The organism is Streptomyces sp. MBT65, assembly GCF_016612545.1.
Classification (GTDB): Bacteria; Actinomycetota; Actinomycetes; order Streptomycetales; family Streptomycetaceae; genus Streptomyces.
Genome location: NZ_JAENRY010000253.1, coordinates 1 through 11745, shown reverse-complemented (window position 1 = coordinate 11745; position 11745 = coordinate 1). Strand labels below are relative to the sequence as shown.

The following is an 11745-nucleotide window of genomic DNA, read 5'->3' as shown; positions in this document are numbered from 1 at the left end:
TTCGGCGTCCTGGCCTACTACGCCATCACCAACACCTCCGCCCTCACCCTCACGAAGGAGGAAGGCCGACCCAGCCGTCCCGTCCCCGCCATCGGCCTGACCGGCTGCGCCACGCTCGCCTTCGCCCAGCCCACGGACACCGTCGTCTCCGGCACCGCGGTCCTCGTCCTCGGGGCCGCCCTCTACGGACTGCGGAAGGCCACGACCGGCAACGACACCGGCCACTGAGCCGGACTGCGCGTGGTCGGGATCGATGGCCGGGCTGACGGGCGCGACTTCAGGACGGCGCCGGTACCAACGGCGCAGTTCGTCGGCGCCCCAGACGATGAAGGGGAACGGTGCGACGAGAGCCCATTGGCCTGCGGACAGTGCCTCGGTGCCCAGCACGGTGTGCGCGAAGGGGACGTACACCCCGGCGAGGGCGAAGACCACGGCGAAGCCTAGGGCGCCCAGGAGCGGCTTGTTGGTGAACAGGCCGACGCTCCGCAGCGAGGCGTGTTCGGTGCGCACCGCCATGGCCGTGCCGAGCTGGCAGGCGACGATCCCGACCCAGGTGATGGTGGTGGCCTGCCGATAGGCGTGGTGGAGGGGACTGCCCGCGCCGACGGCGTCGCCCGGGTGCCAGCCGGCGCGCAGCAGGACGATCAGGAAGGCCGCCATGACCAGCAGCGCGGAGATCAGTCCGAGGAAGCCCCAGGCGCGGGCGAGCATCGACCTCGTGATGACGTTCTGGGAACGAGGGCGCGGGGGCCGTTGCATGGCGCCGGGTTCGGCGGGTTCCCGGCTCAGGGCGAGCGCGGGCAGGGTGTCGGTCCCCAGGTCGATGGCGAGGATCTGCATGACGGTCAACGGGAGCGGGATCGCCCCGCCGGACAGGACGAAGACCAGGAAGGGAACGACCTCGGGGACGGCGTGCGCGAAGATGTACACGATGAACTTGCGGACGTTGTCGTAGATACGGCGGCCCGCCTCGATGGCCGAGACAATGGTGCTGAAGTCGTCGTCGGTGAGCACCATCGTGGAGGCTTCCCTGGCGACGTCAGTGCCGGAGCGACCCATGGCGATCCCGATGTCGGCCCGGCGCAGTGCGGGGGCGTCGTTGACACCGTCGCCGGTCATGGCGACGACCTGGCCCTCGGCACGTAGGGCGTCGGCGATACGGAGCTTGGCTTCCGGTGTGCTGCGGGCGAAGACCACTTCGCCTTCCGAGGCCAGAAGTTGATCCAGTTCTTGTTCGGAGAGCCGGTCGAGTTCCGTGCCGGTGATGACGTGCGGCTTGTCGTCGCCGATGCCGACCTTGCGGGCGATCGCCGCGGCGGTCGCGCCGTAGTCGCCGGTGACGACGTGCACGCGGATGCCGGCCTGGTGGGCGCGGGTGATCGCGGCCTCCACTTGGGGGCGGGGAGGGTCGGTCATGGCGACCAGGCCGAGCAGGCACAGGTCGAGTTCGGCTTCCTCCCGCCGGGCGGGAACCGGTGCCCCGGTGGGCAGCTGGCGGACGGCGACGGCAAGGACGCGCAGCCCGGCGTCCGCGTAGTCGTTCATGGCCGAGGTCACCGCGGCACGGTCGCCGTCCGTCAACAGGGTTGCGCCGCTGGGATGTTGGAGGTGGGTGCACCTGGGGAGCACCTCTTCGGGCGCGCCCTTGGTGTGCACCGCGAGGACAGTGCCGCCGTCCCCGTCCTGCTGCTCGTCCACGGTGGTCATGAGCTTGATCCGTGAGTCGAAGGGGAACAAGGTCCGGCGCCCCAGCGTGCGTTGGTCGGGGGTGACCGGACGGCCGAGGGCGACGGCCAGCTCCAGCAAGGCGAGTTCGGTGGGATCCCCCTTCGCCTCCGCCGTGGCGCTCCCGGGCAGTTCGGCGTTGGTGCAAGCCGCGGCGGATCGCACGACGAGGTCGGTCTGCGGCGTCGGCACCCGCGGGTCCACGGAGCCCTCGGACGTCCACAGAGAGGTGACGCGCATGTGGTTCTCGGTGAGGGTTCCGGTCTTGTCGGTGCAGATCACCGTCGTCGAGCCGAGTGTCTCCACGGCACTGAGGCGTTTGACTACGGCGCCGCGCCCGGCCAACTCCCGTACGCCCACAGCCAAGGCCAGGGTGATGGTGGGCAGCAGTCCCTCGGGCACGTTGGCCACCAGCAGGCCGATCGCGAAGCTGATCGCCGCGCTCCAGCCCAGTCCGGCCAGCAGGCCCAGCGGCAGGAAGCCGACCCCCACGCCGACGGCGACCGCGGCGATCAGCCAGGCGACCCGTTTCACCTGGTGTTCCAGCGGGCTGTCCTCACGTGTCACGCGTGCGGTGAGGGTGGCGATGCGGCCCAGTTCCGTGTGCATCCCCGTCGCGGTGACCACCGCGAGGGCCTCCCCTCCGGTGCACACCGTCCCGCTGAACAGGACGTCGCGCGCCTGAAGGAGGGGAACGTCGGTGTCCATGGTCTCGGCGGAGCGGGCGACCGGCTCGGACTCCCCGGTGAGGGTGGAGATGTCGACCTGCACCGCACCACTGAGCAGCCGGGCGTCGGCGCAGATGCTGTCGCCCTCGGCCACGACCATCACATCACCCGGGACCAGAGCCACGGCCTCCACCTGCTGCGGGCGACCGTCCCGCAACACCCGGGCGTGGGAGGGGAGAAAGGCCGCCAGTGCCTCCACGGCCCGCTCCGCCTGCACCTCCTGGAAGAACGCGAACGCCGCGTTGAGCACGATCACCGCCGTGATCGCCACCGCCAGGGTCGGGCTCCCGCTGACCCACGCCAGCACCGCGGCCACCGCGAGGACCAGGGCCAACGGATGGGTGAACTGCCGTGCGAGCTCGGCGGGCCACCGGGTCCCGCCACGGCGGACCAGTTCGTTCTGCCCGTAGACCTGCAGCCTGCGCGCCGCCTCCCGCTCCGAGAGTCCCCCGGCCGAACTGCGCAGATGCTGCAACAGCAGGTTCAGCGGCTCCAACGGATCGGCAGGCCGCGACCCGGTCCCGTCACGTTCCGCCACGGGATCACGTACGACATGCTCATGGACCACTGCACCCACCGCCTCCGGGAACTGGCAGCTCGGCACGCTCCGGCCGTCGAAGACGTTCCTCCTCGGCCCGGGCTGCACACGCTGCTGGTGTGCCGCGGCTCGTGGCATGTGCCGTACGGGCCGCGCTCTCCGTCCCATTCACGTGCAGGGGCCACCACGTCAGAAAGGGGCCACTCGGTCACAGGAGGGGCCGACTGGTCCCGTCGTGATCACCGAGACCGGACCCCTTGGTCGCCGACGGCATCGCTGACCGTTTGATCGCTCCCTCCCGCCGGGATCAGCTGAATTCGTCAGGTGTACCCGGGCACGTCGGGGACCGTTCGGCCCTAGCAGAGACGTACGCGACAAAGACTCGCGATGCCGGGCCGGAGGCGCCCGGCCCCAACGACGGCCACGTCCTGTCAGCCGCCGTTCTGCGTGGCCGTCTTGGAGTAGTTGTCCTGCCAGGCGGCCTTGGCGCCCGAGTCGCCGATCCGGTAGACGTCCACCACGGCGCCGACCGCGACCGCGAGGGAAAGAGCCACGACCGCGCCCCGAACCAGTACCGAGGGCGACCATGAGGCCCCCGCCGCGCCGTCCGCGGCGGGGGCCGACCGGCGGGCCGTCCACCAGACGACGGCCGAGATCACGAAGAGGCCCAGAGCCCACGGGAGCAGGCCGTCGCCGAGTTCGGCGTGCTTGCGCACCAACGGGTTGCTGCCGACATGCTGTTCCAGCCATTCCCCCGCATGGGTGGCCACCGGCACGCTGGCCAAGGACACGAGCGCGAGGATCGGCAGCAGCAGGCCGAGCCGGCGGGCACCTGTCGGCCAGGCCGCGCACACCACGAGTGCCAGGGCGCTCAGGGGCACGAGCACGATGACGAAGTGCACGAACAGGACGTGCGCGGGCAGTCCGTTGACGACAGTGAGGCTCATGAGGGCTTTCTCCATGGGGGGGTTGACCGGACAGTGGACGCTGCGGGAGCCTCGGCACTTTTTCACAGGGACCTCTCAGTTACCTCTGAGCCTCGTCCGAATCACTGCCCCATGGACGTTGAGGATGACAGCGACGTCGATGGCTTCCTGAGCGGAAGATGCCCAGCCCGGCATCGAGCCCCCAACGGAACCCCACGCTCAGCGCACCAGGGCCCCTCGTTCCCCTTCGAGGTTCTCGAGGTTCTCGAGGTGGCAAGCGACCGATGCCGTGTTTTTCGTCCCCACAGTGTCGGCGATCTGCCGGACTGACGGACCCTCACCGTGTTCGGCGGTCCAGCGCTGTACGACGGCGAGGATCGCGCGGTCAGCGGCGAGACAGAGGACTCCCCTTCCCGGAGACCAAACCGCTGTCTTCGGAGCGCGCATCTGGATTCGGATCGCGGTCACCGCGCTGGGCCGGAACGGCAATGTCCTGCGAGCGACCGAAGCCGTTGCTCGGCTCGTGGACAACGGCGTCCGGCACGGTATGCCCGCCGAAGTGCCTAGGAAGGAGCGCCTCCTCGCTCCTGGACCGGTGGACCTGTGATGCCGGAACAGCACTTCTGGAGGGGCGGGCACGTGCCCTACATCACGGCGTGGAGCGCGGAGTCCGTTCACCAGCCGCCAGTCGTCCGGCGCGTCGGACAAGGTGGTGCGGGCCCCGGTTACGACGACGAGCTATCCGTCATCGACCGTCGCTACGAGGCGCTGTGGGTACGCTCCGGTCTCGCGCAGGGCCGCGGCGAGCCGGACTTCAGCCGGATCAATACGCACCGGCAGAAGCATGCGATGAAGTGGCGATCGAGAGTTGCCCTCCACTCGGTCGGGGACATGCCGCCGCGCTCGTCGAGTACAGCCCGCTCTGGGGAGTGGCCGGAGTGATTCACGACAAGCACCGGGCCGTCGCCGCCTGGACCCCATCGGGCCATCCCCTTGAGGCGGTCCGAGCGGCACCACCAACTCCGTCAACACCGAGACAAGAGGAGCGACATGTCGTCCGAGGGAGCACGCAACTGGTTCGAGGCACACTCACGGACCGGCTCGGACACGCCGATCCTGCGTTTACTCTGCGTAACTACGTGCACCGGATCGTGGGAACCGGTTCCGAGGTCCGCATCGCGGTCCGGAGGGCCTACTCCAGGGCCACGTGACTCCTGCACTGTTCGGCTTGTGCAACGACCGTGCAAGATGATCTTCGAAAGGGTTCATTTGCGCAGCTCAGAGACGCCGTAGAGGAATTCCGGGACATCTGAGCCGTGACCGCAGGGGTGCCGCCGTGCCCTTCACGGGTGCGGCGGCATCGTCGGGACGTCGTCAGCGGGTGCTCCACTTCTGGTTGTCCTGGCCGTTGCAGTCCCAGAGTTGGAGCCGGGTGCCGTTGGCGGTCTTCTGGTCCTTGACGTCCACGCACTTGTTGGCCTGCGGATTGACCAGGTCGTTGCTGGAGTTGAGGCGGAACTGCTGGGCCGGGTTGCCGCTGCACACCGCGATCTGGATCACCGCGCCGTTCGCCGACGAGCCCCAGGCGACGTCCATGCACAGGCCCATCGAGCGGATCGTGCCGTCCGAACGGAAGTCCCACTTCTGCCAGTTCTTGCCGGTGCAGCTGTTGATCTGCAACGGCGAGCCGTCGGCGCCCTTGTGCCCGACCATCTCGATGCACTTGTTGGAGGCGTGGCTGTAGATGGTGGTGCCGGGCGCGGTGGTCACCGTCTTGGTCGCCGTGACCTTGGCCGTGGTGGACTTCTTCTTCGAACTCCCGCCGGAGGAGGCCTTCTTGGGGGCCTGGGCGGAACTGCCCGCGATCACTCCGGCACCCGAACCGGCACCGGCGGCCGCCGCTCCCCCGCCCTTCTTCACCGTGTTGTTCTTGCCGCCGCCCGTCGTGTGCGAGGGGGTCGGCTTCGGCGAGGTCGGGTCCGGGCTGGCCGAACCGTAGGCGCCGGCACCGATGTTGGTCGTCGCGCCGTTCAACACGGTGCCGGCGTCGGCCACTTGGTCCGACGGCTTCCCGTCCGAACCCGACCGGCCGAGCAGTCCTGACACCAGGAACGGCACGCCGATCAGCAGCGCGCCGGCTATCGCGGCACCGGCGAGGAGGCCCCGCGAGGGGCGGCCGAAGGCGGGGGCCGCGACGGCGGTGCCCTCGTCGGCTCCGGAACCGGCTCCGGATTCCGACGAGACGCTGGTCGCGGTGGCGGCCAGGGCGTCGGGGGCCGGGTCCGGGTCGGAGGCGGAGGCGGAGGCTGGGTCGGCGGGGCCATCGGGTTCCGGTTCCGCTGCCGAGGACGCGGCCTCGTCGGCCCCGACACCGACGCCAACTCCGGCTCCGGCTTCGCGGGTCACGCCCGCGCCGGTGGACGGGAGTTGGGCCGGGGCCGTGAGCGCCGCTTCCGCGGTCGCGGCGGTCGCCGAGGCCTCGGCCGTCGTCTCGCCGCTGGTCGGCGGGAGTGCCGTTCCGGTCTCGGGGGCGCCGCCCGTGGTGGTGTCCGGGGCCGGGGCGGGCTCCGTCCCGCCCGTCGCTGCCGGGTGCTGCGGGCTGTTCTTGCCGGACATGCTTGTTCCTTCCAGAGAGATGATCGGGTGACGACCGGTCAGTTGTCGGCCGGGACGGGCGGGTTGACCGAGAACCGGTTGCCGTCGAAGTACAGGGTCAGTGGAGTGCCGTCGGTCGGGCCGAACCGGTCGACGCGGTCGTCGGGGCCGAGCACCCGGACCGGTCGGCCGGTGTCCCGGGCGACCAGGGCCGCCAAGGTGGACACGTAGCTGAGGGTGTCATCGGGTCGGGCCAGTACCAGGGCGAGGCGCGCGGAGTCGTCCAGTCCGGCCTCCGCGACGGTCACCGTGCCGTTCTGGAGGATCGACTGGGCGCGCAACTCCTCGGTGAGGGCGCCGATTTCCGCCAGCGCGTCGGTCGGCACCGAGGTGTCCGGGGCCGGGAGCCCCGCGTCGTCGGGGGCACCGTGCGCCGCCACGTCGGCCCGGGCCCAGGTGAGGAGGGCGGCGTGGGGGTCGCGGGTGCGGGGCCAGGTGGGGGCATCGGCGCCGGACGCGGTGGTGCCGGGGGCGGTGAGCAACCGGGCCAGTGAGCGGGCGAAGGTCTCCGAGGGGTGTGCCGGTGATGCGGCGAGGTGATCACGGGTCCCTCCGGGTTCCTCGTCGGTCTCGTTCTCGGCTCCGCCCGGGCGGAACTCGGTTACCTGGGGCTCCAGTTGGGGCTCCACGCGGGGCTCGGTCCCGGGCTCGACCTCCGGTTCGTTCCCCGGCTCCTCCCTCACCTCGGTCAGCGGGCCGGCGCCCCTGCGAGCCGGTGCCGGGCGGACGCCGCCGCGGGCCGGTGTCGGACGGGGCGTGCGGCGGGGCCAGGCGGCCGGGGTGGCGGCCAGGGAGCCGGTCGTCAGGAGTGCCGTGCCGTCGCCCGCCGCCGCTCGCTGGGCCTCCAGGAGGGCCACGACATCGCCGAGGTCCCGCTGCGCGTGGCGCTGCCGGGCCGCCTGCCGGGCCTGCTCGGCGAGCGCGTCGGTGATGGCGAGGCCGAGAGCGTCCAGCGCCTCCTGGGCAGCGTCCCGCGCGGCGACCGTCCGGTCGTGGCGCGCGGTGGCCGCGGTGAGCGCAGCCCGAGTGTCGCGGTCCGTCGCGGTGGCCGTCGCGGCGAGGTTCCGGGCCCGGGTCAGGGTGTCGGCGGCCGTTCGGGCGGCGTCCTGGGCGAGGCCGAGCCGACCCCTGGTGTCGTCGGCGGCATGCCGGGCGGTCTGGACGGCGCGGTCGGCTGCCTCGGCCGCCGTCCGCGCCTGGTCCAGCGCGCGCTGTGCCCGGTTCCGGCGCGACTCGCTCCGGGCGAGCGAACCGGGGCCGTCCGAGGCGGAGTTGCCCGCACCGCGAGCCGAACTCCCGCCCTGCGCGGCCGAGTCGGCAGGCTGCCGGGCGGCCCGTTCCGCCGCTTCGCGCGCGGCCTCCGCCGCCTCTCGTACGGCCTCCCGCGCCGCGCCGAGTTCTCCCTCCGCGGTGCGGACCGCGTCCTGGGACTCCTCCGCCGCCCGGGTCGCGGCCGTCACCCGCCGGGTGTGGCCCTCGAGGTCCGTGGTCAACTCCGTTACCCGGGCGCGCCGATCACGATCCTCCTCGGCGGCGTCCGCTACGGCCCGCTCGGCGGCGATGAGTCGATCGGCCGCGGTGTCCGCGGCGGCGCGGGCGTCGGTCACGTCCCGTTCCGCCCGCTCCACCGGCTCGCGCGCCTCGTCCCGCACGCGTCGGGCCTCCGGCATCCCCTCCTGGAGCCGGGCCTCGCGCGCCCGCGCGACGTCCTCCGCCTCCCCGGCCGCCTCCAACGTCCGCATCTGATCGCGTACGGCCCGCCAGCCGACGTCGTGCGCGGCGTCGTCCTGACTCGCGCCGTCGCCGCCCCGGACAACCCGATCGGAGCCGTCCAGGCCACCGCGCCGCGCACCGCCCCGGCCCCCGCTGCTCGGGCCCGCGCTGTTCGGACCCCGGTCTTCCGGCCCCTCGTCGCGCAGCCCCGCGGCGCGCTCCTCCACCTCTGGTGTCGTCTCCGGGTCCCCGTTCACGTCGAACCGGCGGAACCGCACGCCCTCGCCGTCGCGCAGGGCGAGTTCGACGGGCCGCCGCAGCTGCACGGCCGTACCCGAAGCCGCGTACAGGGCGCGGGCCGTCTGTTCAGCGCCGCCGTCCGTGGCCAGCCAGAGTTGGAGCAGGGCGGCGGTGTCGGGCGCCGGGGCCTGGGCCGCCTCGATGCCCTGGGCCAGCAGGGTCGGGAGGTCGCGGAGCGGTACCGTGCGCCAGTCGCGCAGCACGTCGGGGGCGCGAACGGCCGCTGCCGTCTCACCCGCTGCCGTCTCACCCAGCGCTGTCTCGCCCGCGCCCGTCTCGGCCGCCGCCAACTCGGCCGCCGCCCTGTCGTCGGCCGCCTTCCGGGTCAGGGACGCGCCGTCGTAGACACCGGGATCGGTGCGCGGGGCGGTGACGCCGTGGCCGAGGAGGTCGCGCTCCAGGGGGCGCAGCCGGACCGTGCCGGACACGTACCGGGTGCCGTTCGGGCCGTGGACGGTGAGCAGCGCGTCGGCGACGATCTCGTGGCTGCGGGTGCCGCGCGAGCCCTCCGGGGTGCTGGTGTTGCCGTGCTTGAACCACTCGCGGCGGGTGCCGGCGACGCCCGCGCCGACGCCCGGGTCCTGCGCCTGGCGGGCCAGCACCGGCACGGTGAAGCCGAGGAGCTGGCGGTTGGAGTCGTCGGCGCTGAAGCCGCCCTGCGCCGAGAGGCCGCCGGTGACGCCCGCGTGCGAGGAGGAGCCCGCGCTGAACGTGCTGAGCCGCACCCGGTCCACCGTCACATCGCCGGCGTCGGTCACCGGGCGCGGCCGGTACAGCTCCACGGTGAGCCGGGGCGGGGTGGCCGGGGCGCCCTGGAAGGGGCGGGCGCCCGGCATCGTGGTGGTGAGACCGCCGGGGCCGCGCGGGTGGTCCAGCGCGATGGTGCCGGCCTGGAGGAGTTCGCCGATCCGTACGGCGGTGGTGTCCGCGGAGTCCGAAGCGGCCAGCGACTGCCAGGAGTTGGTGAGCGCCGGGGCCACCTCGCCCAGCGCGGCGGCGAGTTCGGTGCCCGCGTCGAAGCCGAAGACCGGCGCGGGGCCGCCCGGGGTGAAGCGGTGCCCGGTCGCCGTCGGCCGGCGTTCCGAGCGGCCTGCCGTCAACTGCCGTTCGGCCGGGGCGGGTTCGGCGGTCTCGCTGCCGGTGAAGCGCAGCGCGGCGACGGTGTGCACGGTGGTGGTGCGCGTCGGGCGGCCGAAGAAGAGGTGGGCGATGCGGTCGGCGAGCGGGGTGTTCGCGTCGGTCAGGCTGAGCACGCCGTGCTGGAACACGCTGCCCGGCAGGTCCAGCAGCCAGTCGGCGGTCACCGTGGACCGCACGGTGGCGGTGATCCGGTACGGGACGCCGTCGAAGTCGACGACGTTGTCGGTGCGCAGCCAGTACCGGTCCTCGGCCGCCCGGCTGACCCGTGCCGAGTTGCCGCGCACCGTGTCGGCGCTGAGCAGCGCGCCCGCGCGGTCGGTGCGGGGGCCGCCGGTGGGCCTGGGGAGCCGGGTCTGGAGCTGAGCGAACCCGGAGTGCCGGGTGCTGTCGGCGGTCCGGTCGGTCACCGAGGACGGGGTGTGGCCGTGGTACTGCTCGATGCCGGAGCCCGCCGCCGCCGGGTGGCCGCGCAGCAGTCGTAGCGCGTGGTCGTCGGCGTCCGGCCGGGCCTCGAGCGTGACCTCGACGAGGCGGGCGCCGCCGTAGCCGACGTGTCGGTAGCGGAAGCGCTGGACGCGGCCGGGGCCTCGGCCGGCCAGGGTGCGCAGGCCCGCCGTGGAGGTGAGGTCCGCGATGCGGGTGGCCACGCCCGAGAGGTAGGACGAGTGGCCCGGGCGGGTGGTGCCGGGGGCCTCGTCCTCGATGAGGGTGAGGAGTTGGCGGCGCAGCAGGTCGGGGCGCCGCACCGTGCGAGTGGCGTCGGTGTACTCGTCCATCGCCTGGACGCTGCCGAGGCCCACCTCGCGGGAGGCGACGAAGCGGCGCGGCAGGGGCACGGAGCCCGGTACCGGGGCGGGCACGGTGAGTCCGGGCACGGTCGTGAACCATGCGGCGTGCCGCCGGATCTGCGCCGGGGTGGCCAGGAACCGTACGGCGTCCGGGAGTTCGACCGCCACCGTCACGGCGCGGCCCTCGCCCTGCCCGAACGCGTTGCCCACGGCGTTGCGGCGGCCGCGCCGGAAGGTGACCAGCAGGAGTGCGTCGGCCGCGATGCGGTGCTGGGCGCCGGCCTCGGTGGCCGTGCGGTTGACGACCGTCGAGGAGGCTAGCGCCCGTGACCGGTCGGTGCGGGTGGTGCGGGTGTAGCGGCCCGAGGGATTGAGGCTCGCCTGGCGGGGCGCGGAACCGGTCGTGGCGGCGCCCTCCTGCTGTGCCGGTTCGTCGGCGCGGCGGCGCATCGTGCCGCCCTCGCCCAGGCCTCCGATGTCGCCGTCGTTGCCCGCGGCCTGGTCGGAGCCCGGGGTCTGGACCGAGGAGCTGTTGCGGACCGCGGTGATGCCGCCCGCCCACTGCGACGCGCCGGACACCCCACGCTGCTGTCCGGCGCCGTCGGCCGCGCTGAGCCCGGACTCGAAGTACTGGGTGATCGCGCCCGAGGCGTGCGGCCGGCGCAGGGTGCCCCGGATCTCCACCGACAGCACCTCGTCCGCGGCGAGCCCGGGCAGGGTGAGGCCCTCCACCACATAGGCGCCCTTGAACACCTGGTGGCCGCGGGCCAGCAGGGCGGCGGGGCTGCGGGCGGCGGTGAGCATCTCGGCCGTCACCGTGGTGAGGTCGGTGGCCGCGGCGCCGGCCAGCGACTCGCCGACGGCACGCCCGACACGGGCCACCGGCGCGGGAGTCCGCTCCGCGACCGCGTCCCGTACGCCGTCCAGCAGACCGCGCGCCGGATGCCCCTGGTAGGTGTTGCCGAGCACCGCGCGGAACGCGTCGTCGAGCGCGGCCGACGCCCGGAACACCTCCACCATCGCGTCGTCGGGCAGCGGCACCGAGTCGGGCAGCGGGCCGCCGTCCTCGTCGGTCAGGTCGAGCAGCGTGCGGTCGGCGGCCGTGGCGGCCCGCACGGTGTGCGCGGCGGGCGCCGCCGGGACGGGCTCGTCGGCCGGCAGCGTACGGTGCGTCGGCACCGACAGCCGCAGCACGCCCCGCACCCGGTCCGGCGGCGCCCGCCGCGCACACC

General features: G+C 73.2%; 5 protein-coding genes. All 5 read right to left on the bottom strand.

Translation table 11 applies throughout. The features are described from left to right. A partial coding sequence (locus JHN63_RS38715) for a cation-transporting P-type ATPase (protein WP_307782085.1) occupies positions 1-2991 on the bottom strand: 2991 nt, incomplete at its 3' end. 431 nt (positions 2992-3422) lie between these two features. Next, positions 3423-3938, bottom strand: a complete 516-nt coding sequence (locus tag JHN63_RS38710) for a DUF2231 domain-containing protein (RefSeq protein WP_234478344.1) — start codon at positions 3936-3938, stop codon at positions 3423-3425. Between the two features lie 198 nt (positions 3939-4136). Then, on the bottom strand, positions 4137-4364 hold the full coding sequence (locus JHN63_RS38705; protein ID WP_200689792.1) for a hypothetical protein: 228 nt from the start codon (positions 4362-4364) through the stop codon (positions 4137-4139). Positions 4365-5291: 927 nt separating this feature from the next. Beyond that, entirely contained in the window at positions 5292-6533 is a 1242-nt protein-coding gene (locus tag JHN63_RS38700) for a ricin-type beta-trefoil lectin domain protein (RefSeq protein ID WP_200689790.1), read from the bottom strand. A 38-nt stretch (positions 6534-6571) separates the two neighbouring features. After that, positions 6572-11707, bottom strand: coding sequence for a hypothetical protein (locus tag JHN63_RS38695; protein ID WP_200689789.1), 5136 nt, complete (start codon positions 11705-11707; stop codon positions 6572-6574). Between the last annotated feature and the right edge of the window lie 38 nt (positions 11708-11745).

Bases quoted from the DNA above. Each gene is read 5' to 3' on its own strand.
- JHN63_RS38710 (WP_234478344.1), bottom strand. From the start codon at position 3,938: ATGAGCCTCACTGTCGTCAACGGACTGCCCGCGCACGTCCTGTTCGTG.
- JHN63_RS38705 (WP_200689792.1), bottom strand. From the start codon at position 4,364: ATGCGCGCTCCGAAGACAGCGGTTTGGTCTCCGGGAAGGGGAGTCCTC.
- JHN63_RS38700 (WP_200689790.1), bottom strand. From the start codon at position 6,533: ATGTCCGGCAAGAACAGCCCGCAGCACCCGGCAGCGACGGGCGGGACG.